We start from the raw sequence: 26,845 nt of genomic DNA, 5'->3' as shown, positions 1-26,845 counted from the left end.
CAACAGAACATTAATATGGATTTGCTACTCTTCTCCTGCGGGAGAAAAAATTGGGGGATAAAGTTTTGTCTAAATATCAGTAATTAAAAAATAGTGCAAAAAAAGTAACGCCCGCACTCTATGCGTCACAGCTTTTTAATTACGATTAAATGCTGAACTACATAATTGCCTCATTTTTAACTGTTACTATTTCTTGTAATCAAACTTTCGTGATTTATATAGCAATCCTAAAGGGTTTGTGGAAGCGCACCCCTTCGGGGTGCGCTTCCACAAACCCAAAAATCTACAAATGATTTAGGACTGCTATACAAGAGTTTAGATTAATCTAAGCAACAATATCGTAATCGCTCAGCCCCTTACCTTCGATGCAAATCGTCAATCTCCCCATCAATAACGAAGAAGCAGTTAACCTCACTAATTGCGATCGCGAACCGATTCATGTCCCCAGTTCGATCCAGCCCCACGGAGTACTGCTCGTGCTCAGTGAACCTGATATCAAAATTATGCAGGTCAGCGAAAACACCTTTGATCTTTTGGGACTTACACCTGCGGAATTGCTCGATCGCCGATTAGATGAATTTATTAGTAGTGAGCATATTGAAGCAATTAGTAGCTGCTTAGATCGAAGTTTTGAACATATCAATCCCATTCCCCTCAAATTTTATACGCCAGATGATGATAGCACTCCTCTCAGCTTTAACGGAATTGTGCACCGTGCGATCACTGGTGAGCTAGTTTTGGAATTGGAACCAACAGTTTCCATAATTAAAAATGACTTTTTTCAGTTTTATCATCAAATTAAGAACACCCTCACCAAAATGCAGACGGCTCTTAATTTGACAGAGCTATGTAACTTAATTGTCCAAGAGATCCAAGCCATCACAGGTTTTGATCGGGTGATGATCTATCGCTTTAATGAGAATGGCGATGGTACTGTCATTGCCGAAGCTAAGCAAGATGAGCAAGAAGCATTTTTGGGAATGCACTTTCCCGACACCGACATTCCCAAACAAGCAAAACATCTCTATACACTTAATTGGTTGCGCCTAATTCCAGATATAAACTATCAAGCGATCGGGCTAGCAACCCATCAAGAGGAAGACTCAGAACCATTGCCAAAACTGGACATGAGTTATTGCAGTTTGCGATCTGTCTCTCCCATTCATATTGAATATCTCAAGAATATGGAAGTGGCTGCATCCATGTCAGTTTCCCTCATTCAAAATCAGGAGCTTTGGGGATTGATCTCCTGTCATCACTCCACTCCCAAATTTATTCCCTATGAAATCCGCACAATCTGCGAGTTTTTGGGACAGCTTATGTCTACGGAAATCGCCAATAAGGAAGCGAACGAAAACCTTGATTACAAACTCTATCTCAAAACCCTTCAGGGACAGTTTGTAGAGCGATTAGCCCGCACCGATGATTTTGTTAGTGAACTAATTGCTGATCCTGAGGCGTTGCTGAAGTTGACAGGAGCCGCAGGGGTTGCCGTTTGTCAAAGCAATGTCGATATCACTCTGATTGGACAGACTCCTACCTTAGAGCAGATCAAAACATTGCTGCCTTGGTTACTTGAGCATTACAACCAAGATATTTTTGTCACCGATAGTCTGTCTAGACTCTATCCCCTAGCTGAGGAATATACTGCGATCGCTAGTGGAGTCTTAGCAATGGCTATCTCCAAAATTCAGCATCGCTATATCATTTGGTTTCGTCCTGAAATGCTGCAAACCGTGAACTGGGCAGGAAACCCAGACAAGCCCAAGCGACTCGAAGAAGATGGGACAATCACGATCTTTCCGCGCCAGTCTTTTGAGTTATGGCAAGAAACCGTAAATGGCAAGTCTAGTCCTTGGCTCGATTGCGAAATAGCGGGAGCGCTGGAACTACGGCAAGCGATCGTTGATATCGTATTACGCCAAGCGGAAGATCTTGCCAATATCAATCTCGAACTAGAGCGTAGTAATAGTGAGTTAGATTCCTTTGCTTATATTGCTTCTCACGACTTGAAGGAACCTTTGCGCGGCATTCATAACTATGCCACTTTTTTGTTAGAGGACTATAGCGATATGCTCCAAGGAGATGGAGCTGAGAAACTAAATACCCTAGTACGGTTGACGAAGCGGATGGAGTCATTGATTGATTCATTGCTGAAGTTTTCGCGCTTGGGTAGACAAGAGTTGCAAATGTATCCGATCGCGCTCGATCAATTGCTAAAAACCGTAACTGAGTTATTTGCGATCAATCCCCAATGGACAAATTGTCAGATTCGGGTTCCCCAATCACTACCAACGGTATTAGGCGATCGCGTTTTGCTTGAGGAAGTATTTATCAACCTCATTTCCAATGCCTTTAAATACAATGAGCAAGCTGATAAATGGGTAGAAGTTGGCTGGCTCGAGTCTAATTCACAAGATCCTAATTTTGTGACTATCTATATCCGCGATAATGGCATCGGTATTCGCGAGAAGCATTTAGACTCGGTGTTCCGCATCTTTAAACGATTACACGCTCCTAGCAAATATGGAGGTGGTACAGGTGCGGGATTAACCATTGTCAAAAAAATTATTGAACGTCATGGAGGGAAAATTCAAGTACAGTCAGTTTATGGACAGGGATCTGTATTCTCGTTTACTTTACCAATTGAATCAAATACATCAGTCATACCTGAAATAGCGACTGATATTACATCAAATCCTCACCCTTAGTCTCTATCCCAAAAGCGAATATGTACACACAAGTCTCACTGTCTATGTTTCAGGGTGTAGATCCCCCCCAGCCCCCCTTAAAAAGGGGGGAGAATTTTCTTCTCTTTTTAAGGGGGATTGAGGGGGATCATTAGCAACTAACTTAGCTGATAACTTGTGTGTACACCTTAGCTCTCACTAAGGGAGAGGTGAACAAGAAATAAGTCTTACTCCTCCTCTCCCTTAGCAGGGGAGTCTGGGAGGTGAGGGGCTTGACAACTTCAATGTAATATCAAGTTGTAACTTAAACTCATACTTATGCAAAAGCTATTGAATTCTCCTTGGGAAAATCTCACCGATCCTGTAATTGCCATTATCGAAGATAGTGACGAAGATTTCTATAGTTTTTGGCGAGCTACTCAAAAGCTCAATCTACTAGAGAGATTGACTTACAATTTCCTAAGATTTGAAGATGGGGATGAAGCCTTGGAATATCTATTACGACAAGGCGAATATCAAGATCTCAATGCAGCTTTTCCCGTTGCTATTTTGCTAGATCTCAATCTCCCCAACACCGATGGGCGAGAAGTAATCCGCACAGTTAAGCAAACTCCTATTCTGCAAATAATTCCAATTATTGTATTGACTACTTCCAATAGTCTGCAAGATATCCAAACCTGCTATCAGTACGGTGCAAACTGTTACATGCTTAAACCAATGGGGGTTAGTGAAATGCAGCAGACTGTTCAAATTCTATTTCAACATTGGTTTCAATTTACGGTTTTACCTAGTTATGGACAATTCACTACCTAACCCAACGATTAAGTCTTGGCAATCGTCTGTACAAAGCAGTTCCACGCTCAAAATTTTGATTGTGGATGATGCGGAAAGCGATCGCTTTAGTTTCAAGCGCTATCTCCAATCCGATCCAGAGCAGCAATATCACATTACCGAAGCAGAAACACTAGAGGAAGGTTTGGAACTGTGGCGATCGCAGCAACCAGATGTCGTACTGCTCGATATCAATCTGCCCGATGGCGATGGTTTGGAATTTTTGGAAGCTATTGGTACTGAGCAATTAATCAATAAATTGCCTGTGATCATGATGACGGGATCGGGCGATGAACGCATTGCAGTAAGGGCGATGAAGCTGGGGGCAGCCGACTATTTAGTAAAAAGCGATGTGACAGACATTTCGCTCCTCACCTGCATCAATCAGGTGCAAGAAAATAATTTACTTCTCCGCCAACTGCGGCGATCGCAACAGCAGCAAACAATAATTGCCTCAATGTCGCTCCACATCCGTAGGTCAGTTTCATTTGAGTATGTTTCTAATGCGATCGTCCAAGAAGTCCGCAGCTTTTTAGATGCGGATCGGGCGATTATTTACCGATTTAATCCTGATATGAGTGGGGCAATTGTTGCCGAGTCAGGACTTCCTGAATGGGAGACATGCTTGGATAGTCAGATTGAAGATACTTGCTTTCAGGAAAATCTTGGTGGGGAATACCAAAATGGCAAGATCTTTGTGGCGCACGACATTTACGAAGCTAATCTGACCGAGTGCCATATCCAACTTCTCGAAAGATTTCAGATCAGGGCAAATCTGGTAGTGCCGATCCTCCTGAATGGCACAAATGCTCTATGGGGCTTGTTAATCGTCCATCAATGCTCATCTCCACGCCAATGGCAGGAAGAAGATATTCAGCTATTGCATCAGCTATCTGTGCATTTGGCGATCGCCTTGCAACAGGCTGAGCTATATCAAAATCTGCAAACCATGAATTCCTTCCTAGAGGAGAAGGTACAGGAACGCACTCAAAAATTACAACTGCAATCTCAAGTTTTAGAAGAAATTCATGATGCCGTCGTGACGACCGACCTCGAAGGCGCAATTCTCAGTTGGAATCATGGAGCAGAGAGTCTTTATGGCTATACAGAGGCAGAGGTATTAGGGCAAAATGTCAACTTTATGTATGAAGATGCTGAAGCCCTACAAGCAGAGGTGCTTATACCTCTATTGACAAATGGGAAGCATACTGCGGAAGTTATTGTCATTTCTAAATCAGGACAACGCCTCTACGTTAGCTTGCGGCTTTCTGTGGTTAAAGATGAGCAAGGTCATATTACCCATTTGATTGGATGTGCGAATGATATTAGCGATCGCAAACTCGCTGAACTGGAACTCCAGCAACTTAACCAAGAACTAGAAGCTAAAGTAGAGCAACGCACTGCACAACTTAAGCAAATATCGGAACGGCTTGCCTTAGCCCTCAAATCTGGAGCATTTGGTTGTTGGCAATGGGATCTTGTTCACAAGACTAAAATTTGGGACGAGCGGATGTACGAGCTTTACGGAATCCCCAAACAAGCTGATGGCTCCATAGATTATGACGATTGGGCAAATAGACTCCATCCTGAAGATCGTGATTCTATCGAAAGCCTGCTCCAGCAAGCTATCTCAGGAGAAGTAGAATATGATACCGAATTTCGGGTTGTACATCCCGATGGTACTGTACACTTTATCAAAGCCTATGGGGTGGTAGTCAGAGACGAACAGGGCAATCCCCAAGATATGATCGGGATTAACTATGATATTAGCGATCGCAAGCGGATAGAATCTGCCTTAACGGAGAGCGAAGCAAAATTCCGTCGTTTAGTGGAAGGTGCTAATGACTTGACTTGGTCAACTGATGTTCATGGGATTTTTGACTATCTATCGCCCCAATTTCAAACAATCTTTGGCTTTGACCCCAATGACTGGATCGGAAAACCATTTGTTGATCTTGTCCATCCAGAAGATATCGATTGGATGACTAGCGGATATATACAGACTATTCAAGCTGGACAAACGGTTAAAAATGCTGAATTCCGCCATCTCCATCAAGATGGTCACTACATTTGGGCAAGCGTCAATACCACACCGATTATTAATGCTGACGGTATCCCCATTGGTGCTCAAGGAATTTTGGCAGACATTAACGATCGCAAAAAAGCAGAACAGGAAATTTTGGAAAATCATCGATTTATCACACAAATTGCTGATTCATCGCCAAATGTCCTCTATCTTTATGATCTCCAAGAACAACGAAATACCTATGTTAATCGCGAGATTTTAGCGACACTCGGTTACTCGGCGATCGAGATCCAAGAAATGGGAGCATCTTGGCTGCCTACTATAATCCACCCAGATGATCTCCTGCCAACCTTAGAACACTTTGAGAGATTGAAACTGGCTAATGATAGCGAAATCCTCTCCCATGAATATCGCCTTCGCCATGCCAATGGTGAATGGCGCTATTTACACAGTCGCGATTTAATCTTCAGTCGAGATGCAGAGGGACAAGTCAAGATCATTATTGGCACTGCTCAAGATATTACCGATCGCAAATATGCCGAAACCGCATTGAGAGAGAGCGATCAACGTTGGCAATTTGCCTTAGAAAGCGCTGGTGATGGTATTTGGGATTGGAATGTTCAAACCAATGAGGTCTTCTTCTCGCAGCAATGGAAAGCTTTGCTGGGATATGCAGATGATGAAATCGAAAATAGATTTGAGTCATGGGAAAATCTCGTTCACCCTGACGATATCGCCAAATGCTACGAGGATATCGACAAATGCCTTAATCATGAGGTTCTCCTCTATGAAAACGAACATCGACTACGTTGTAAAGATGGTAACTATAAATGGATTTTGGCGCGTGGCAAAGTGTTTGAGGTGAATGCCGATGGTCAAGCCTTGCGGATGATGGGTACGCATACCGATCTGAGCGATCGCAAACAAGCCGAAGCCCAACTCCAACAAATTAACAACGAACTACTTCGCGCCACCAAGCTCAAGGATGAATTTCTTGCCAATATGAGCCATGAACTGCGGACACCACTTAATGCAATTTTGGGTATGTCCGAAGCTCTCATCGATCAAGTTCTTGGTTCGATCAATGAACGGCAACAAAAAGCGATCGGCAATATCGAAAGAAGTGGACGACATCTATTAGATCTGATTAATGACATTCTCGATCTATCAAAAATCGCATCAGGCAAAATGGTACTGAATCGCACCTCCACTTCCATCACCAATCTATGCAGTTCTAGCGAGGTCTTTGTCCGTCAACAAGCATTTCAAAAGAATATTCAAATCATCAGCAATATCCCGCCCAATCTCAGGGATCTGAATGTAGATGAACGTCGCATCAAACAGGTACTAATCAATCTCCTCACCAATGCCGTAAAATTCACGCCGAATTATGGGCTGATTAACTTCTCCGTTGCTGTTGGCTATGGCAATACATGGCTAGGCGAAGCGCAAATCCCTAATCAAATCCGAGCTGAAAATGCGCCAATGATCCTATTTCAAGTCACAGATACGGGCATTGGCATTGCTGCCGAGAATTTACCACGACTCTTCCAACCCTTTGTGCAGGTGGACAGCAACCTCAATCGTCAATACGAAGGCACTGGCCTAGGGCTAGCGATGGTCAAGCAGATCGTCGAACTGCATGGTGGACAGGTTACGGTCGAGAGTCAACTTGGACAGGGAAGCTGCTTTACGGTGGCTCTACCCTACGAAACGTCAGCTCCATCCATCTTGCAACCAACAACGGAGTTAACCACTACTGTAATGGCATCTTCAGAAAATGCGATCGCCCCGCTTATTTTGCTTGCCGAAGACAATGAAGCTAATGTCTCCAACTTTACAATCTACCTTACGGCACTCAATTACCGCTTGATTGTGGCTAACAATGGACAGCAAGCGATCGCCCTTGCCAAATCCGAAAAACCCGATATTATCCTCATGGATATTCAAATGCCGATCATGGATGGACTAGAGGCAACCCGCTTAATTCGTGCTGATGCCGAGATAGCAAATATTCCGATTATTGCCTTGACAGCCCTAGCCATGCAAGGCGATCGCGAAAGATGTTTAGAGGCAGGGGCAAATCAATATATCAGTAAACCTGTTAGGCTAAAACAACTGGCTCTAAAAATTGCCGAATTATTGGGTGATTAACTTAGATTATTGCCGTTTAACATTGACTAATAGAATTTCACTCAACTGTCTAGCTATGTCGCCTTCTCCCCTTGGTTCTACAAACAATTCTTTGCCATCAACGATCGCTGTTTTGATCATTGATGACTCGGAGGGCGATCGCGATAGTTATAGGCGCTATCTCCAATCAGATAGGGATATCACCTATCGCTTTCTCGAAGCAGAAACCCTAGAAGAGGGTCTAGAACTATGGCGATCGCAGAAACCTGATATTGCCCTCGTCGATCTAAACTTACCCGATGGCGATGGCTTGGAATTTCTAGAAGCAATTAATGAAGTTGCTAGGAGTGAGCGTACTCCTGTGATCATGTTGACTGGGCAAGGGGACGAGAAAAAAGCCGTACAGTCGATGAAATCGGGAGCCTCAGATTACTTGGTTAAGGCAGATGTCACCACTAACTTGCTATCTAGCAGGGTCAAGCAAGTACTACGCGAAACCACTCTCAATCGTCAACTATGGCGATCGCAACAACAGCAAACAGTCATCGCCGAAATAGCATTACGGATTCGCGAATCTCTAGACTTAGCCGAGATCTCGAATGCGATCGTCAAAGAAGTACGTCAATTTATCAAAGCCGATCGCGCCGCTATTTATCAATTCAACCCCGACATGAGTGGTGCGATCGTTGCCGAAGATATCATTGCCCCTTGGCAGCCCTGCTTAAATGTCCAAGTTGAAGATACCTGCTTTCGAGACAATCTAGGCGGCGCATATCGCGATGGTAAGTTCTTTGTTGCCAATGATATTTATCAGGCAAATTTGACCGATTGCCATTTGCAACTGCTCGAAAGATTTCAAGTCCGCGCCAATCTCGTTGTCCCAATCCTATTGCCAAACGCAGACCAGCGTATTTTGTGGGGTTTGCTGATTGTGCATCAATGTTCGACTGCACGTATATGGCAAGATTCCGATATTCAGTTGCTTCAGCAGTTATCAGTACAGCTAGCGATCGGCATTCAGCAAGCACTGACCTATCAACAAGTCCAAACTGAGTTAGCAGAACGCAAACGTGCCGAAGCTTTACTCTTAACCAAGCAAGTAGAGATCGAAGAACGCAATGCTCTCCTAGAAAAAACAAGTGGCGACTTGGAATGTACGATCGAAGAACTGAGGGTCAGCACTGAAGACCTGATCTATCAGCAACGCCAACTAGAGTACGAACAGATTCGCTATCAAAATTTATTTAACTTTGCTCCTGATGGTTATCTGGTAACAGATCCAGTTGGCAGGATTTTAGAAGCAAATCAAGTCATCTTAGATCTGCTCGGAGTTAACCGTGAGTATATTGTAGAAAAATTTTTAGCGATCTTTGTTGCCGCTCGCGACCAAGAAATTTTCTTTAACCAACTCGGCTATATGTTATCCAATGACAATTCAGCCGTAACTTGGGAAATCACCTTAAACCCTTATCAGAGAAAGGCTTTTCCTGCGGAAATCATTCTCACCAAAAACATCAATCCTGCAAACAAGCAGATTCAACTGTTGTGGATCATTCGCAATATTAGCGATCGCAAACGAGCAGAGCAAGAACTGCTACAGCTCAATCAATCTCTAGAAGCAAAAGTCATAGAACGTACCCAAGAACTATGGCAAGTCAATAAACTGCAACGCGCCATTCTCGATGGCACAGACTACGCGATTATCTCCACTGACCTCAATGGCATCATTCAGACTTTTAATGCTGGTGCGGAAAAAATGTTGGGCTACACCAAGGAAGAAGTAGTTGGAAAGGTGACACCCGAAATTTTCCACGACCCTCAAGAGATCGTCAACAATATCACCAAGGCATCAAAAATATTGGGCAAAGATATTGGTGTGGGGTTTGAAGCGTTAATATCTATGGCGAGTCAAGGCTTGATTGATGAAGAGTGGATCAATATCCGTAAAGATGGCTCTCGCTTCCCAATATCCATATCGGTGACAGTCCTTAAGGATGACAACGATCAACCCATCGGTACTTTAAGTGTCAGACAAGATATTAGCGATCGCAAACTCGCCGAAGAAAGTCTCAGAGAGAGCGAAAAACGTTTTGCGAGTCTAGCGTCGGCGGCTCCTGTGGGGATTTTCCAAATTAATCCAAATAACGAATGCACCTACGTCAATGGGTTTTGGTCTCAAATTACAGGACAAGAACCCAGTATGGCTCTAGGCTATGGATGGCTTCAGACCATTCATCCCGATGATCGCGAACAGATCCATCAACAATGGATTCAAGCGATCGAGCAACAGGCACATTACCAAGGTGAAGGAAGATGTATCAAATCAGATGGAACAACTTGCTATTACTATTGCCAAGCTATACCTGAAGTAGATCAAGATGGCGTTTTTACGGGCTACATTGGCACATTAACCGATATTAGCGATCGTAAGCAGACGGAACTGCAACTGCAAGAAATCAATGACCAGCTCCTTCGTGCCACCAAGCTCAAGGATGAGTTTCTCGCCAACATGAGCCATGAACTCCGCACGCCGCTAAATTCGATCCTAGGACTCTCAGAATCTCTTCAAGAACAGATTTTAGGTTCACTGAATGAAAAGCAATTAAAGGCGATTCGCATAGTGGAGTCAAGCGGCGAACACCTCCTAGCCCTAATTAACGATATTCTCGATCTATCAAAAATCTCATCAGGGACGATGGTACTAGATATTGCATCAGTCTCAGTCCAAAATATCTGTAATGTCAGTCTGGTCTTCGTCAAACAGCAAGCATTACAAAAGAATATCCAAATTAATAGCTATATTCCTCCGTATATAAACAGCATCAATATCGATGAGCGTCGGATCAAGCAGGTATTAATTAATCTCCTCACTAATGCCGTCAAATTCACTCCCAGACAAGGGCAAGTCAGTCTGCTCGTATCTGTCGGTAGCGGTGATACATGGCAAGGAGAGGCAACCATTCCCCAGCAATTGAAACTCCAAAATGCTCCAATGATTGTCTTTCAAGTAGTAGATAATGGCATTGGCATTGCCGCCAAAAACTTATCACAACTCTTTCAACCCTTTGTCCAGATCGATAGCAGCCTCAATCGTCAATACGAAGGCACTGGACTAGGACTCGCTCTAGTCAAGCAAATCGTGGAGTTGCATGGCGGTCAAGTCATGGTTGAGAGCGAAATCGGCAAAGGCAGTGTCTTCACAGTTGCTTTGCCCTATGAAATGTCTGAGCCGATTGCGCCTGCCCCCTCCGAATCCACAAAGTTAGAATCCCTAGAAGTCAAATCTGAAGAAGCGATCGCTCCGCTCATTTTACTTGCCGAGGACAATGAAGCTAATATCTCCAACTTTAGTATCTACCTCACTGCACTCAATTACCGCTTGATCACCGCGAAAAATGGGGAAGAGGCGATCGCCCTTGCGAAATCTGAAAAGCCCGATATCATCCTCATGGATATTCAAATGCCGATCATGGACGGACTAGAGGCAACCCGCCTAATTCGTGCCGATGCCGAAATTGCCGATATCCCGATCATTGCCTTAACAGCCCTAGCAATGGAGGGCGATGAAACCCGATGTCTAGAAGCAGGCGCAAATGAATATCTCAGCAAACCAATCAAACTTAGGCAACTCGCCAACAAAATTGCCGAACTACTAGCTCCTCCCTAAGAATCGTATGGTTTGTGGAAGCACACCCCGAAGGAGTGCACTTCCACAAACCCAGAAATCTATCTATATTTAAAATTTATGCTTGCCATATATCCCCAAACCTGTTATAAGTTTTAGCGTTCTGAACTAAACAATCACTATCAATATTTAATCGTTAATATGTTTACATTCATGAGGGTTAAGTCAAATTTCTACATCAGTAAGTTTGAAAATCTTCTAATAAAACATTAAATTACAGTAGTTTTTGTAGCCTAGAACACTTAGCAGACAACCTAAACTTATAACAGCATAAAGTTAGCAATTATGTTTAGTTCTAAGCCAAAATTGCTAGACAATTCTATGTTATGTTTTTAATCTTTTGCGACGATTAATACAAATGACTCTCAAAGTTTGCCTATTTGAGCCAACCTAAATCGTGATGTCATATCCTCCTATTATCATCATTTAGACTCACATAGACACTCTTAATGCGAACCATTTTAATTGCGTGAATCCTTGATTAGTAACTAGGTTTACCCAATTATTAAAAACTTGTTAAGTATTAAAAGGATATCTTCATAGGTAAACACTTTACTGAAGTAGTTAAGTCCTATATACAACAAGGCTTTATGAACGAAAAGTCGTATTTTGTCGTATTTGAAAAATTTAACAAGTTTATCTATCTTTTTTCCCTGTTATCGGTTAAAGTTTGCGGGTAAACATTTTGTCAATACTGTTTTAGACAGTAAAAACAATCCAACATACCTAGACAAAGCAACTCTTTGCTTGATGAGATTGCTTTAAATAGATAGATTGCACTCCTCATCTAGTCTAGAAGTATGATGTTTCGGTTTCCGAACCAAAACTGAGGAGCAAACACTAGGAGTTAATTACGATGGGAATTTTTACAAAGCTCAAGGATTTTGTTGGTTTGAATGAAGCTCAAGAGTACGAATATGAGTACGATGAAGCATCTAGCAATGAATACCAAGGTTTGTACCAAGAAGAAAATGGTGCGATCGCAGCCCCAGAGCCAGAAGAGCCACAAACTCGCCGCACCCGTGAACGTCCTACAACATTAAGAGCTACTTCTGACGGTATGAGCAATGTAATTGGTATGCCTGGTGCAGCAAATGGTCTGTCCCAAGTAATGGTTATGGAGCCTCGCAGCTTTGAAGAAATGCCTCAAGCGATCCAAGCATTACGTGAGCGTAAATCAGTTGTACTGAACCTCACCATGATGGACCCCGATCAAGCACAGCGTGCTGTTGACTTCGTAGCAGGCGGAACCTATGCCCTCGATGGTCATCAAGAGCGTATTGGCGATAGCATTTTCCTCTTTGCACCTTCCTGCGTTCAGGTTACTTCACAGTCTTCCGTATTAAACGAATCTCCTATGTCTCAACCTCGTGTAGCACGTCAAACTGCTGCACCTGCTCCTGCATGGTCTGCTGAAGCACCTGTGAGCCGTTTCGCTCAATAATTAACTTAATTACAACAATCGCCGTTATGATTAAAAACAATCAAACACCAATAGGGTAGATGCGGCGCTTAGCGCTACATCTACCTTGTTGGTTTGTAGTTAGTTATTGGTGGATTCTTGAAATTTCAACTTGGTCTTGTCGGTGGCGGCGTGATGGGTGAGGCAATTTTGTCTCGTCTGATTGCCAGTAATGCTTACTTACCATCCGATATATGCGTTAGTGATCCGATGCCAGAGCGTCGCGATCTCCTTGCTAAAAAATATGGCGTGCAGGTTACGCCAAATAATTTAGTGGCTGCCGAAGCAGAGATAATGCTTTTAGCAGTAAAGCCTCAGTCGTTAAACGCGGCGGCGATTGGTCTAGCTGATTCTCCTGCACCTTGTGTTGTGTCAATTTTAGCTGGTGTAACTTTGGCTCAGTTAGAGGCGATGTTTCCCTCTAAGGCAATTATCCGAGCAATGCCAAATACACCCGCGCAGGTAGGTGCAGGAGTAACTGCGATCGCGGCAAACGCCTTGGCGACAAGTGAGCATCTAGGGTTAGCCCGAAAGATTTTTAGTGCGGTTGGCACGGTGGTAGAAGTTGCCGAATCGCTGATGAATGCTGTAACTGGACTATCAGGTTCAGGGCCTGCCTATGTAGCAGTAATGATTGAAGCTATGGCAGACGGTGGAGTTGCCGCAGGCTTGCCCAGAGCGATCGCGCTGCAACTCGCGACCCAAACCGTTTTAGGGACTGCCCAATTAATTACCGAAACAAAGCTCCATCCCGCGCAGTTAAAGGATCAAGTGACGAGTCCTGCGGGTACGACGATTGCGGCGATCGCCCAGTTAGAAAAAGCGGGCTTGCGTTCCGCTATGATAGAAGCCGTACTTGCGGCAACTCGTCGTGCTGATGAGTTAGGCAAATAGTAGTTTTTTAAGCCATTGCGTTGCAATGGCTTGGTCGTGAAATTTGGGAGTTAGAGGTTTTGGATTATCGTCAGGCGGGTGTAGATATTGAAGCAGGTCGCACCTTCGTGGAAAAAATTCGGGATTCAGTGGCAAGAACCCATCGTGCAGGTGTATTAGGCGATCTCGGTGGTTTTGGCGGCTGTTTTGAAATTCCTGCTGGCTATCGGCAACCCGTTCTGGTTTCAGGTACGGACGGTGTAGGTACAAAGCTCAAAATTGCTCAAGCTGCTAATAAGCACGACACCATTGGGATTGACTTAGTAGCCATGTGCGTGAACGATGTGCTGACCTCTGGAGCCGAGCCATTATTTTTCCTAGATTATTTAGCTACAGGCAAGCTCGAACCCGATCAACTTGCTGAGGTGGTGAAGGGGATCGCTGATGGTTGCCAGATGGCAGGTTGTGCCTTACTTGGTGGCGAAACTGCGGAAATGCCCGGATTTTATGGCGTGGGCGAATATGACGCAGCAGGTTTTTGTGTGGCGATCGCTGAAAAATCAGAAATGCTCAATGGCACACAGGTGAATATCGGTGATGTGGTCATCGGTCTAGCCAGTTCGGGCATCCATAGCAATGGTTACAGCCTTGTCCGTAAGATCATCGAAACTAAAGGTTACAGTTGGGGCGCGAAGTTAGCTATTTCTCCCGAAACCGCAGACTCAACCCTCGCCGAAGTATTTCTCACACCGACCCAGATTTACGTCAAACCCGTTTTGGCTGCCCTCAAAGCTGATTTAGGGATTCATGGGCTTGCTCACATCACAGGTGGCGGCTTACCCGAAAACTTGCCCCGTTGCCTCGGAGAAGGTCAAGCTGTGCAGATTACTCGCAATAGCTGGCAAATTCCGCCACTATTCCAATGGTTACAAGCACAAGGGGAAGTTCCAGAATCGGATATGTTCAATACCTTTAATATGGGTATTGGTATGGCGGTAGTCATTGATCCCCAAAAAGCAGATCAGGCGATCGCCTATTTTCAAGATCAAGGATTTACCACCAATCGCATCGGTGAAGTCATCGCGGGAGAGCGATCGCTGAGCTTTGTATAAAATGCAGTTAGATTGCTAAATTTGGTTCACCTCTTTAGCATTTATCTTGGGAATTAATTTAAGCGGCGATCGCCACTTTTTCGAGATGCCAACGCTTGGTAGCTTGAGCAATGCGTTGCCCGAAATATTCTGCGGTTAGGCGATCGCCTGAGTCTAGAACTGGATTTCCTCCAGACATATTCATAGGGGTTTGCCCCATAATGCCAAGGAAAGAGCCTAAGCGATTGACTCCATCGGTTTTGCCTTGGTAATGACTAGGCAACTCACCTGCACTTACCCATACCATGCCATGCTGTGCTGCATAGATTGATAGATACATCAGAGTTCCCTGCTTATCGCCACTGAGCGAACTAGAGTGGGTAAATCCCGCAGCGATTTTATCTTTCCATTGTTGAGTAAACCAAGCAGAGCTTGCTGCATCTAGAAATGCTTTGAATTGAGCAGCGACTCCGCCCATGTAGGTTGGGGAACCAAAGATGATCGCATCGGCACGATCAAGTTTTGCCATAATCTCGTCATTTTTCCAGCGTCCATTGGTAATTTGCTCTCCAGTAATGCGAAGCAAGTCCACTTGATTACCAACTTTGCGAACTCCCTCAGCGATCGCTTCGGCGGTTAAGTGAGTGTGACCAGAACCAGAAAAATAAACAATGGCGATCGTTGTCATAGCAACCTCTGTGAGTTGTTTATGTGGGTTATGATTTAGATACTAAAAGTAACTACCTACGAAAGTAAAGTAGGTACTCTTTCGTAACTAATAGGCACTTTCAGGTAACTAGTCATGGTGCAGCGATCGCGAGAACTTAATCCTTGTCCCGTGAGTACTTTGACGAACTTATTGTCAGGTCCTTGGACTATGTATATTTTGTGGGTGCTCTCAAATTCGGGACCAACAAGGTTTGGAGCCTTGAAACGCAAAATCGCAGGCATCTCCACAAAGATGCTAACCGAACGCCTGCGGATGTTAGAACAGGAAGAGATTTTATATCGTCACTACGAGCCCACGGTTCCACCCCAAGTAACCTATGGATTAACAGAAAAGGCAAAGGAACTTATTACTATTTTGGAGCAATTAGATGATTTAGCTCAGCGTTGGTATGGTTAGTAATTGCTCCCCAAACAGCAGAGCAGGCAAGCCCAAGGCTTGAGTAACAATCGCCTCACTGAGCTTCGTATAAAATGAAAATAAACTGTTGAATTTAGCGCATCCCTAAAGACGCTGACAAGAACTGAAGCGATCGAGGATTGATATATGTCGGCAATGAACTTTAATACATCCAATCAAACCTTGCGTCAGTTATTAGGTAATGGCTTACTCTATCGTGTGCCCCCATTTCAGCGCGATTACTCTTGGACAGACGAAGAATGGGATGACCTGTGGCAAGACATTCTCGGACTATTTGCCGAAGATGGCGAAACAGCTCATTACATGGGCTATCTAGTGCTGCAATCCTCTAATAATAAGCAATTTGACATCATCGATGGGCAACAGCGCTTAACCACAATTAGCATTCTTATTCTCGCAGCTCTCGATCATTTGCAAAAATTGGTTAACCTAGCGATCGAGCCTGAAAAAAATCAAAGACGTAAAGAAAACCTCCAAAATAGTTACATCGGTTATGTTGATCCTGTATCACTCGTACCGCGTTCCAAACTAGAACTAAACCGTCATAACAATCGTTTTTATCAGACCTATCTAGTACCGCTTGTCGCCATGCCTGTGCGTGGATTGAATGCTTCAGAGCATCAACTTCGGAAAGCATTCAATTGGTTTCGCGACAAAGTTGCTGCCCATAGTCAACAAAGCGGTGAAAATGTAGCGATCTTTGTGGACACGATTGTTGACAAACTTTTTTTCACAACTATCTCCGTTACCGATGAGCTAAATGCTTTCAAAGTATTTGAGACTCTAAATGCTCGCGGAGTCAGACTGTCCTCAACCGATCTACTCAAAAATTATCTTTTCTCGATTATTGCTGCAAGTAATACCCATGAAGCTGAACTAAAAGCACTAGAAGAACGTTGGCAGAGAATTGTAGAGGAACTGGGCAGCGAAAGCTTTCCCGACTTTTTGCGTGTGTATTGGAACAGTTGTCATCGATTGGTGCGTAAAGCGGATCTGTTTAAAACCATTCGTCGTCATGTTGTCACCAAGGAGCAAGCCTTTAGTTTACTGAGAGAACTCGATCGCTCAGCGTCAATCTATGCGGCGCTACGGAATCCCCATGAGTCAATCTGGCAACCAGAGGAAAGAAAAGCGCTAGAGCAACTGTTGATGTTTAATGTACGTCAGCCAATGTCAATGCTAATGGCTGGTTATCGCCAATTTGCCGATAGTCAACGGGCTGTATTTACGCAGCTACTTCAGGCGATCGCGGTTATCTCCTTTCGCTATAACGTGATCTGTAATCTCCAAACCCAAGAGCAGGAGAGAGTCTACAACATGGTTGCTTACAAGATCGATGACCAGACACTTAAAAACTTGCCAGAAATTTTAGGGGAACTCCAAGAGATCTATCCTGACGATAAAGTGTTTAAAGCTGCCTTTGCAGATAAGGAACTCAAAACCACCAACTCACGCAATAAGAAAATTGTTCGATATATCCTGTTCCAAATTGAAAAGCAAATTTCAGGTCAGGGATTTGACTTTGAAAGCGATACATATAATTTGGAGCATATACTCCCCGAAAATCCTTCCGAAGCTTGGTCATATATCGAAGAACAAAATCAAGATAAATTTATTTATCGTATCGGGAATATGACCCCGATCGAGAGGAAGGCTAATCGGAAGATTGGTAATGAGGGTTACTCAGAAAAAATTGAGACATTTAAGACAAGTTGCTTCAAAATTACCTCAGCTATTCCCGAACATTACGATCAATGGAATGAGGCAAAAATATCAGCAAGACAAACCCAATTTGCCAAGGTTGCCACAGCCATTTGGAAGATTGATTCTAATCTTTAAATCCTACTATCTTTGCAAGTGGCAGGTTTTTCGTGTATTTTGATTGGCATAATCACACACTTGTAATGTGCATTTTGTCCGTTGGTTAAGAGGATCTCCTGTATGCGGTGCAAGCCTAGTTTCTTCAGTGCGATCGCCACAAGCATGACGATTTTAGCGATCGCGCCTCCGATGTTGGCGCGACCAGAGCCGCTACCAATACAGGATCAGAGTTGGAAAATTAGCCAAACAGATAATAGCTTGCCCCAAACGGCAACACTAATTTATGTTGCCCCGCGTGCTAATGGTGATGGCTCCCCGAATAATCCCTATCCATCGATTACGGCTGCCCTTGCAACTAAACCTGCTGCTGGCACGGTAATTCAATTGCAACAGGGAGTCTATAGTGCTGCGACAGGAGAAGTATTTCCGATTAAACTGCCTACGGGCGTAACGCTCCGAGGAGAACCGACAGTGAGAGGGGTAAATACCTTTATTCAAGGTAGTGGCAAGTTTATTAGCCCCTCCTTTGCTAGTCAAAATATTACAGTGCTGGCGAATGATGATGTCAGAATTGAAGGACTGACTATTACTAATCCGAATACGAGAGGGACAGCAGTTTGGGTGGAATCTGGTAAACGAGTAGCGATCGCCAATAATACATTTATCAATAGCGATCGCGAGGGGCTATTTCTGACAGGAACGGCAAATGCGATCGTTACTGAAAATGTGTTTAGAAAAAATGGTGCGAATGGACTCTCGGCGGTAGGCAGTAGTACAGGAGAGATTCGCAATAATATTTTTGAGAGTACGGGGTTTGGCTTAGCGATCGGGCAAAAGTCAAGCGTTAATGTCAGTGATAACAATATTCTCAATAATGTGGATGGCATTGTGATTTCTAATCTGTCCGCACCTACATTACGCAATAACCTGATTGCCGATAATCAACGCAATGGAGTGGTAATTCTCAGGGATCGCAAGGGCTATCCCACTCCTGATCTCGGTACTTCAACTAACTTAGGGAAGAATACCTTTCGGAATAATCTAGGCAAAGACCTAAACAACAATTCAGGAGTGACTCAAGTTGCGGTAGGGAATACACTCGATCCAAAAAAAATTGCAGGCGATATTGCGTTTGTTGGAGAATCACCAACGACTCCCGCACCACAGATTGCGAGTAATCCTGTACCATCAATATCGCCAAAAATATCTCCAAATTTGAGATCACCTGTTCCGAACAATCCGCCTGTAAATTCCTCTACAAATACTATTCCTAACACCGTTGATAGCGTAGAAATTACGCGATCGCCACAGACTCGTTTTACGCCACCCGCGTCTCCGCCCAAGGCTTTACCACCTTCTAATAACAGCACCCTAATTGAGCCTTTGCCCGATGTCCCTCAGCCGATCTCCTCAAGTAAATTCGTGCCAAATGGAACACCTACTCAGCTATCCTCTGTACCACCCAATTCCAAACCCAAAACAACTCCTATCCGACCTTCTCAAAATATCAATAACGATATTCTGATTGATCGCGATCCTGTTCCTGTCATCCCCCCAACACCTGTTACGCCAACGCAATCTAAGTTTATTCCCACTACCCCACAAACTACGCCCTCAATCCCAAACAATACTAGTAATTACGCAACCTATATTCAACCTAGTCCTGTTCCTTACAATGCTAAGGTTGCAGCGCTCGTCCCACCCCCAGCCCGTGAAGCATTTCCCTATTTGGTGGTGATTCCATCGGCAGATAGTGATGTGCTTAGTCGAGTGCAGAGCGCTGTCCCTACCGCCAAAATTATTCCTTCGCGATTTGGGAATATCATTATGGTGCAGGGCTATCCCGATCGCAATCGCGCTGAAGTTTTAAAAACAATTATGCGATCGGAAATTGGTCTTGATGCCCGTGTTGTCCATCAAAATAACCTGTAGAAGATCAATCTGTTTATAAAGCCAACAATTATCTTCTCTTTAAATTAAGCCAAGGCAAGTAACCATCATGCAAGAAACATCAACCCCGAATCTGACTGAGCCGATGATTGTCGCGCAAAATGTGCATAAGTGGTATGGCAGCTTCCATGTGCTTAAGGGTGTCAGTCTGACTGTGAATCGTGGTGAGGTGGTTGTGATTATGGGACCTTCGGGTTCAGGTAAATCCACTTTTGCCCGTACTTTTAATGCCTTAGAAGAATATCAACAGGGTAAAATCTTTATTGATGGATTTGAGTTATCGCCTGAGAATCATCGCAATATTGATGCGATCCGTCGTGAAGTGGGAATGGTGTTTCAGCAGTTTAATCTCTTCCCTCACCTCACGGTTTTTCAGAATATTACCCTTGCACCATCATGGGTTCGCAAATGGTCAAAGACTAAGGCTTCAGAGGTGGCGACCCAGTTACTAGAACGTGTCGGTATTGCTCAGCAAGCTCATAAATATCCCTTACAACTATCGGGTGGGCAGCAGCAACGGGTAGCGATCGCCAGAGCTTTAGCGATGCAACCAAAAATCATGCTCTTTGATGAACCTACTTCTGCTCTCGATCCTGAAATGGTACGCGAGGTTTTAGATGTGATGCGATCGCTTGCTGATTCGGGAATGACGATGGTGGTAGTTACCCATGAGGTTGGCTTTGCCCGTGAGGTTGCCGATCGCATTGTGTTTATGGATGGCGGTGTGATCGTTGAGGAGGCAACTCCTGAAGAGTTTTTCCAAAATCCCAAAGAAGAACGCACTAAGAAGTTCTTGTCACAGATTTTGTAGCGATCATCCTGCTCATATAAGGTTTTTGCGAAAGTTCCTAATGTAGAACCTGATGAGTGCGATCGCTTGTACGCGATCGCCATGCAAGTAATCCTCTTCGAGATCCATAGATAAAGTGTCCCTACATTGCTATGCAGGGCTAAAGGGTTTTGGTTAAATTTTTTGTAATTACTGATTGGTTGGGGGAAGCCAGATTTATGCTTTGGAGTAGGCGATCGCAGATTGAGATGTCAGTGTGAGGATTTTGGTGATGAATAGGGTAATCGGTTTGGTGATGGTGGCTTTGTTGTCTGGTTTGCCTATGCCGATCATCGCTGAAAGCGTCCAAGCGCAAACAACGCAAGACCGCAAAGCAGAGGCGGTTCGACTCTTAGAACAAGGGAATCAGTTATATCAGGTTAGCCGATATCGAGAAGCTATGCAAGCTTGGGAAAAATCTTTAAAGATTTATCACGAGATTCAAGATCGCAAGGGTGAAGCAAATTCAATTAATAATCTAGGCATTGGCTACAAAAGTCTCGGACAATATCAGAAAGCGATTGAATATTATCAGCAATCTATTGCGATATTTCAGCAAATCGGCGATCGCAATGGTGAAGCAGATTCAATCAATAGTCTAGGACTTGCCTACAGAAACTTCGGACAATATCAGAAAGCAATTACATACTTTCAGCAATCTATTGCGATATTTCAGCAAATCGGTGATCACAATGGTAAAGCAAATGCAATCAATAATCTAGGACTTGCCTACGAAAATCTCGGACAGTACCAAAAAGCGATTGAATACTTTCAGCAATCCCTTGCGATCTCTCAGCAAATCGGCGATCGCAATGGTAAAGCAAATGCAATCAATAATCTAGGCATTACCTATGACAGGCTCGGACAGTACCAGAAAGCGATTGAATACTATCAGCAATCCCTTACGATCTTTCAGCAAATTGATAATCGTAATAATGCAGCAAATGTAATCAATAATCTAGGCTATGCCTACTACAGTCTCGGACAGTACCAGAAAGCGCTTGAATATCATCAGCAATCCCTTGCGATCAAGAAGGAAATCGGCGATCGCAATGGTGAAGCAGGTTTAATCATGAGTCTAGGACTTGACTATAACAGTCTCGGACATTACCAAAAATCAATTGCTTTCTATCAGCAATCTTTAGAGATCTTCAAGAAAATCGGCAATCGCAATGGTATAGGACGTTCAATCAGTAATCTAGGCAATGCCTATAACAGTCTTGGACAGTACCAGAAGGCGATTGAATACTATCAACAATCCCTTGCAATCCTTCAGCAAATCGGCGATCGCGCTGGAAAAGCATTAGTAATCGGTAATCTAGGCTATGCCTACAACAGTCTCGGACAGTACCAGAAAGCGATTGAATACTATCAGCAATCCCTTGCGCTCCTTCAGCAAATCGGAGATCGCGCTGGAGAAGGACGTACACTCAGTAATATGGGTGCAATTTTTAACAAGCTCAACCAAACTGAAATCGCCATTCTCTTCTATAAACAATCCGTCAACGTGCGCGAATCCATCCGCAAAGACATTAAAAAACTAAGCAAAGAAGAACAACAATCCTATCTCTCTACAGTTGAAAAAGATTACCGTAACCTCGCCGACCTGCTACTCCAACAAGACCGCATCATCGAAGCCCTACAAATCCTCGACCTTCTCAAAGTCCAAGAACTCGAAGACTATCTCAAAACCATCAAAGGTAGCGATAGATCGGCGCAAGGTGTTCAGCTTTTAGAACCAGAGAAAGCTCTTAGCAATAAGCTATTAGCCGTTAGCTTTGACAATAGCAAAGAAATCAGTAGCCAACTTGCTAATCAAATCCAACAACTTCCCAAAACAGAAATCAACAAAGTCCCCGACTATCTCAACCAAATCCCACAGGGAACCGTACTACTCTATCCATTTATTTTAGGCAACAGACTCGAAATCATTCTCTTCTCACCCAACAACCTCCCCATTCACCGCACTGTCAAAATTACTCAAGACAAATTAGAATCCCTCGTCACTGAATTTAAAGCAGGGCTAAGGGATGAAGGTTCTGAAGACTACAAGGAACCTGCTAAGGCAATGTATAACTTATTGATTAAACCCATCGAAGCCGAACTTGCCCAAACCAAAACACAGACAATTCTTTATGCTCCTGATGGCATCTTAAGATATATCCCACTTGCAGCACTCTATGACGGCAAACAATGGTTTGCGGAGAAATATCGGATTAGTAATCTCATTGCTTATACGCTGACAGATTTTTCACCTCAACCTAAATCTCAACCCAGTATTCTTGCAGGAGCATTTGGGGGTAAAGCTGGAGAAAGAAAATTCGGGCAAATTGCCTTACCTGCCACAATTAAAGAAGTCCAAGCGATCGCCAATTCTTTCGATAACTCTTTGGCTTTACTCGAAAATGACTTTAGCCGTGCGACTACTGAAGCAAAATTCAAAAACTACAATATCCTCCATTTTGCTACCCATGCTGAGTTTAATCTTGGTGTACCTGACAACTCTTTCATCATTTTTGGCAATGGCGATGAAATCCGTTTGAGTGAAATTACCGATTGGCAAATTCCTAATGTGGAGTTAATCGTACTCAGTGCTTGTCAAACTGGAGTAGGCAAACTGGGCAGTGGGGTAGAAATTTTGGGCTTTGGCTATCAAATCCAGAAGGCAGGGGCAAAACAGGCGATCGCCTCACTCTGGTCTGTCAATGACGAAGGCACTCAGGCTTTGATGGAAGCATTTTATCAGGAACTCAAAAAAGGCGATGTCACACCCACCGAGGCATTACATAGGGCGCAAGTTACTCTAATCAAGTCATCGGAGTTCAAGCATCCTAGTTACTGGTCGGCGTTCTTTGCGATCGGCAATGGCTTATAAGTGACTAAGCATAATGACGGAAAAATTTTTAAACGCGGGACGAAACCGCGCCTTTAAAAATCACCTAAAAGCCTCAAAATATGAGGATTGTGGGTCTTCGATTTGGCGGCTTTATATTTATTGCGCTGAGCCACTTAGAAAATGCTATATAACTTTTTTATAACTTTTTATAACTTTTAAATCGTGATTGCAACCTATAATCCAAAGTAATGGAGTTGAGAAGTTATGCAAGCGCAATATTCAACTTATCGCACATTGCTTGCCCAAGTATCTGGGCAGGGAATTTCTGAGGCGGAAGCACAAGATATCTTGCGTCAAATACTCTCTTGTCTAAACGACTTGCACGATCACCAGCAAGCTCATGGGGCAATCTCCTTAGATACAGTTGCCTATGATTACAAGCGGATGGAGATTATTCTGCTAACAGCAGATGCGGAAAATCATCCAATTTATCTAGCTCCAGAAATTTCACAAACACAACAAGTAACCCCCGCAGCCGATATTTACGCACTCGGCATATCGCTCATCGAGTTACTAACAGGCTTACCCCCAGAATCACTAAAAGCTGAAAATAATACATGGACTTGGCAAGAACATTGCAACGTCAGTGATCAATTACAGCAAATTCTTAATACGGCGCTCCTAGCTGAACCTGCCTTTCGCTTCGTCAATGCAGGACAAATGTTGCGATCGCTCCAACCAGAGATGAGCCATGCCCCATCAACCCTCACTCCTCTCACTAATCCAACACGCTCATTAATAGCCATTCCTGCCCAAACTTCAGCAGTACAAAAGTCTCTAGCCTCAGGTTCACCATCTGCGGAAACCCATTCCCTAGAAATATTAACTTTAGAACCGAACCATAACAAAACCCAAAAGCCTAAGGACAAAAAACTTAAGATCAATTTCCCCAATTCACAGATTTATAGAAAAGCAAGATTTGCCCAGAAAGCACCGCAAGCAGCAAATCCTAAACGGGGCATACCCATCTTAGTTGCGATCCTGTTAGGCTTTGGCACAACTATTAGCGGCGCTGTTGGCTCTTATTTTTATATGAAGCCCAAAATTGCTAATAATGCCAAGAGTGATGTAGAGCTTGCCAATGTGGTCAATCAATCAATGGATAAAGCAATTGCCCATGTGTATGAAGCAAAAAAAGCTGATGTCAACAAAGATCAACTAGTTGCCCTAAGCAAAGATAAGGATGCCAATATAGGTAGTTTGAGTAGCTCAAAAACGATCTTACAAACAATCCCGTTTGGTAGTCGGATGCGTGCCAAAGCTGAACAATTTTTAAACCAATCGACAGAAGCTAAGAAAGGCAGTGACCTTATCCAAAAATTAGGTGCAGCAGTCCAAACTGAGAAAGTACAATCCGCGCTCGATACTTTTAAAAGCATTTCCCCATCTCCTGATTGGCAGTCCCGTGGCAAGAATGTGATAGAAGAAGCCAAGCAAAAACTGCCTGAGCCAACAGTTGCACTATCAACCACATCTGCGACATCCTCCTCATTAACAACCACAGATATTCCTAGCAGTTCAACTACGGAAGCCTATGTCCCCCCCGCAGAGACATCTACCCCTCCCGTAGAAGCCTATGTACCTCCTGTAGAGACATCGTATAAGCCTACCGTAGAAAGATCGTCAGGCTTGCCGATACCACCAGCACCCCGTGTAGCTAATTAGCCTTAAACCCAGAGAGATTTTTGAAAGTGTGGCGATGCTACACTTTCAAAAATCTCTCTGGGTTTAACGGGCTTTACAAGGGTTAAGCAAAATCTTTGATACCCCATTTGAGTCTTTATTTGCTAAATTAACATCTTGAAATAGCCTATTGGCAAGGCTTTGATTTAAGGCTGTTAGAAACCTGTCGCAAGTCGGGATCGCATTATAATGCAGGTTCCCAGACTTTCGCGACACCTATAAGGCAACGTAGCGTTCAAACCAAAATGTACTCTTCTCCCAAAATAAAGATGATCAATGTTCAATCTTTAATTCTTAGGTCGTTCACTTATTACTTGCTTTTGTCAGGTTTCACCATAGAAATTTTTTTAATAGCCAGCAAAGATCAAGCTGCCTATAGTCAAACACAGGTTTGTAATATTGGCTCAAGTCCCAAGCATCCTGGTAATTACAAACTATTAGGCAATATTTTTTTGAAACAGAACCTTTTTCACGATGCTCTTGATTGCTTTGAACTAGCTTTAAAAGATGAACGCGGAATGAAAGATCCTGAACTGTGGAACAATCACGGTTTAGCTTTAGCTGGGTTAAAAAAGTTTGATCAAGCGATCGCTTCCTACGATAAAGCCTTGCAAATTAAGCCGGGGGCAACTTTTGTTGATCGCGTTGAACCTCCAGTAAAAGCCGAAGATTATTATCTATGGTGGTTTAATCGCGGGACTGCCTTAGTGGATCTCAAGCGCTATGAAGAGGCGATCGCTTCTTTAGATCAATCCATCAAGATTCAGCCTAACTACAGTTTTGTGTGGTTCTTTCGCGGACTCGCATTATTCCGATTGGAACGCTATGAAGAATCGAGAGCTGCTTATCGCCGCGCTATCTTACTATCTCCCAATACTCCCTATATCGCTTCTAAAGATCTACTCAGTGTTCAAGACTATGTAATTTACTATGGCGAAGCTGAGGCAAAATCCCGACTTGGTAGTTATAAAGATACTATTCAAGCCTTTGAGCGAGGTCAAAAAATTCGTAGCGAAAACCCTCAAGTTAAGTTCTTTGACGACAATAGCAGTGAAAATTTTTATGAGACTTACATTGATGGGATTCGACTGCTCGATCAAGGTGAAAACAAAAAGGCGTTAACTGTTTTTGAACAATTGATTGCCCAAAATCCAAGTTACACCAATGCTTGGTATGGCAAAGCAGATGCCCTAACTGCTTTAAAGCTTTATCCTGAAGCGATCGCTGCCTACGAGCGGGTTATTGCCCTTGAACCTGATGACTATCCCTCTTGGTACAAAAAGGGTAATGTACTGCGGAAGTTAGACCGCAAGGAAGAAGCCCTAAAAGCATATGAGAAGGCGATATATTGGTCAGGTGGTTTCTCTGAAGTCTGGCACAATCGTGGCGTGATTTTTTACGATCAGAATAAAGATGCAGAAGCGATCGATGCCTATACGCGCTCTCTCAAAGCAAATATATTATGGGGAGGCATTGCCAAGATTGATACCCAATATGCTTTGGCGGCAACACTATACCGTGCAAGACGTTATAGTGAATCGCTTTTGGCAGTGGAGAAAGTATTAAAAGAACAGCCTCAATACCAAGAAGCTTTGGAATTGCGTAAGTTAATTAAAAAAATCCTGAACAATGGTCGATAAAGCGATCGCTTGAACTGCTACAGAGTATTTCGCCCTGACAAAATCAGGTTATAAGCCCAAAAGAAAGGCTTTTGTTTTTGGACTTTGA

The 26,845-nt window shown here is 43.6% G+C and carries 15 protein-coding genes; 14 read left to right on the top strand and 1 reads right to left on the bottom strand.

The window, feature by feature from the left end; genetic code table 11:
* Window positions 1-365 precede the first annotated feature (365 nt).
* The 7 genes from HC246_RS13530 to purM all read left to right on the top strand — a co-directional run bounded on the left by HC246_RS13530 (window position 366) and on the right by purM (window position 14,812).
* Complete coding sequence (locus HC246_RS13530; protein ID WP_169363837.1) at window positions 366-2,711, top strand: ATP-binding protein; 2,346 nt, start codon at window positions 366-368, stop codon at window positions 2,709-2,711.
* Between the two features lie 297 nt (window positions 2,712-3,008).
* The gene (locus HC246_RS13525; protein ID WP_169363836.1) at window positions 3,009-3,503 is read left to right on the top strand and encodes a response regulator; all 495 of its coding nucleotides are present in this window, start codon (window positions 3,009-3,011) and stop codon (window positions 3,501-3,503) included.
* The gene (locus HC246_RS13520) at window positions 3,484-7,701 is read left to right on the top strand and encodes a PAS domain S-box protein (protein WP_169363835.1); all 4,218 of its coding nucleotides are present in this window, start codon (window positions 3,484-3,486) and stop codon (window positions 7,699-7,701) included. The genes HC246_RS13525 and HC246_RS13520 overlap by 20 nt, the downstream gene beginning before the upstream one ends.
* Before the next feature lie 55 nt (window positions 7,702-7,756).
* The gene (locus HC246_RS13515) at window positions 7,757-11,347 is read left to right on the top strand and encodes a response regulator (RefSeq protein WP_169363834.1); all 3,591 of its coding nucleotides are present in this window, start codon (window positions 7,757-7,759) and stop codon (window positions 11,345-11,347) included.
* 874 nt (window positions 11,348-12,221) lie between these two features.
* Window positions 12,222-12,809, top strand: a complete 588-nt coding sequence (locus HC246_RS13510) for a cell division protein SepF (RefSeq protein ID WP_169363833.1) — start codon at window positions 12,222-12,224, stop codon at window positions 12,807-12,809.
* A gap of 117 nt (window positions 12,810-12,926) precedes the next feature.
* Window positions 12,927-13,721, top strand: coding sequence for a pyrroline-5-carboxylate reductase (gene proC / locus HC246_RS13505; RefSeq protein WP_169363832.1), 795 nt, complete (start codon window positions 12,927-12,929; stop codon window positions 13,719-13,721).
* A gap of 59 nt (window positions 13,722-13,780) precedes the next feature.
* Window positions 13,781-14,812: a phosphoribosylformylglycinamidine cyclo-ligase gene (gene purM / locus HC246_RS13500; protein WP_169364592.1), complete on the top strand. Its 1,032-nt coding sequence runs from the start codon at window positions 13,781-13,783 to the stop codon at window positions 14,810-14,812.
* A gap of 58 nt (window positions 14,813-14,870) precedes the next feature.
* Here the strand turns inward: purM and HC246_RS13495 are convergent, their stop codons facing one another.
* The gene (locus tag HC246_RS13495; protein WP_169363831.1) at window positions 14,871-15,479 is read right to left on the bottom strand and encodes a flavodoxin family protein; all 609 of its coding nucleotides are present in this window, start codon (window positions 15,477-15,479) and stop codon (window positions 14,871-14,873) included.
* A 114-nt stretch (window positions 15,480-15,593) separates the two neighbouring features.
* Between HC246_RS13495 and HC246_RS13490 the strand changes: the two genes are divergently transcribed.
* The 7 genes from HC246_RS13490 to HC246_RS13460 all read left to right on the top strand — a co-directional run bounded on the left by HC246_RS13490 (window position 15,594) and on the right by HC246_RS13460 (window position 26,757).
* On the top strand, window positions 15,594-15,917 hold the full coding sequence (locus HC246_RS13490; protein ID WP_169363830.1) for a winged helix-turn-helix transcriptional regulator: 324 nt from the start codon (window positions 15,594-15,596) through the stop codon (window positions 15,915-15,917).
* Window positions 15,918-16,064: 147 nt separating this feature from the next.
* A complete protein-coding gene (locus HC246_RS13485) occupies window positions 16,065-17,777 on the top strand; it encodes a DUF262 domain-containing protein (protein ID WP_169363829.1) in 1,713 nt (570 codons plus the stop codon).
* A 102-nt stretch (window positions 17,778-17,879) separates the two neighbouring features.
* A complete protein-coding gene (locus HC246_RS13480) occupies window positions 17,880-19,691 on the top strand; it encodes a DUF1565 domain-containing protein (protein ID WP_169363828.1) in 1,812 nt (603 codons plus the stop codon).
* 67 nt (window positions 19,692-19,758) lie between these two features.
* Window positions 19,759-20,520, top strand: coding sequence for an amino acid ABC transporter ATP-binding protein (locus HC246_RS13475; RefSeq protein WP_318655936.1), 762 nt, complete (start codon window positions 19,759-19,761; stop codon window positions 20,518-20,520).
* Between the two features lie 301 nt (window positions 20,521-20,821).
* Window positions 20,822-23,413, top strand: a complete 2,592-nt coding sequence (locus tag HC246_RS13470) for a CHAT domain-containing protein (RefSeq protein ID WP_169363827.1) — start codon at window positions 20,822-20,824, stop codon at window positions 23,411-23,413.
* Between the two features lie 225 nt (window positions 23,414-23,638).
* A complete protein-coding gene (locus HC246_RS13465; RefSeq protein WP_169363826.1) occupies window positions 23,639-25,099 on the top strand; it encodes a protein kinase domain-containing protein in 1,461 nt (486 codons plus the stop codon).
* Window positions 25,100-25,362: 263 nt separating this feature from the next.
* On the top strand, window positions 25,363-26,757 hold the full coding sequence (locus tag HC246_RS13460; protein WP_318655935.1) for a tetratricopeptide repeat protein: 1,395 nt from the start codon (window positions 25,363-25,365) through the stop codon (window positions 26,755-26,757).
* The last annotated feature ends 88 nt before the right edge of the window (window positions 26,758-26,845 follow it).

The sequence above is a fragment of the Pseudanabaena yagii GIHE-NHR1 genome (assembly GCF_012863495.1).
In the GTDB taxonomy this organism is placed as follows: Bacteria; Cyanobacteriota; Cyanobacteriia; order Pseudanabaenales; family Pseudanabaenaceae; genus Pseudanabaena; species Pseudanabaena yagii.
Note: the sequence above shows the minus strand (reverse complement) of the source record. Positions and strands in the feature narration are given on the sequence as shown.

Coding starts and splice junctions, on each gene's coding strand:
- HC246_RS13470 (WP_169363827.1), top strand. CDS start 20,822: ATGCCGATCATCGCTGAAAGCGTCCAAGCGCAAACAACGCAAGACCGC.
- HC246_RS13480 (WP_169363828.1), top strand. CDS start 17,880: ATGCGGTGCAAGCCTAGTTTCTTCAGTGCGATCGCCACAAGCATGACG.
- HC246_RS13475 (WP_318655936.1), top strand. CDS start 19,759: ATGCAAGAAACATCAACCCCGAATCTGACTGAGCCGATGATTGTCGCG.
- HC246_RS13460 (WP_318655935.1), top strand. CDS start 25,363: ATGTACTCTTCTCCCAAAATAAAGATGATCAATGTTCAATCTTTAATT.
- HC246_RS13530 (WP_169363837.1), top strand. CDS start 366: ATGCAAATCGTCAATCTCCCCATCAATAACGAAGAAGCAGTTAACCTC.
- HC246_RS13520 (WP_169363835.1), top strand. CDS start 3,484: ATGGACAATTCACTACCTAACCCAACGATTAAGTCTTGGCAATCGTCT.
- HC246_RS13485 (WP_169363829.1), top strand. CDS start 16,065: ATGTCGGCAATGAACTTTAATACATCCAATCAAACCTTGCGTCAGTTA.
- HC246_RS13525 (WP_169363836.1), top strand. CDS start 3,009: ATGCAAAAGCTATTGAATTCTCCTTGGGAAAATCTCACCGATCCTGTA.
- HC246_RS13515 (WP_169363834.1), top strand. CDS start 7,757: ATGTCGCCTTCTCCCCTTGGTTCTACAAACAATTCTTTGCCATCAACG.
- HC246_RS13465 (WP_169363826.1), top strand. CDS start 23,639: ATGCAAGCGCAATATTCAACTTATCGCACATTGCTTGCCCAAGTATCT.
- HC246_RS13490 (WP_169363830.1), top strand. CDS start 15,594: ATGGTGCAGCGATCGCGAGAACTTAATCCTTGTCCCGTGAGTACTTTG.
- HC246_RS13510 (WP_169363833.1), top strand. CDS start 12,222: ATGGGAATTTTTACAAAGCTCAAGGATTTTGTTGGTTTGAATGAAGCT.
- HC246_RS13495 (WP_169363831.1), bottom strand. CDS start 15,479: ATGACAACGATCGCCATTGTTTATTTTTCTGGTTCTGGTCACACTCAC.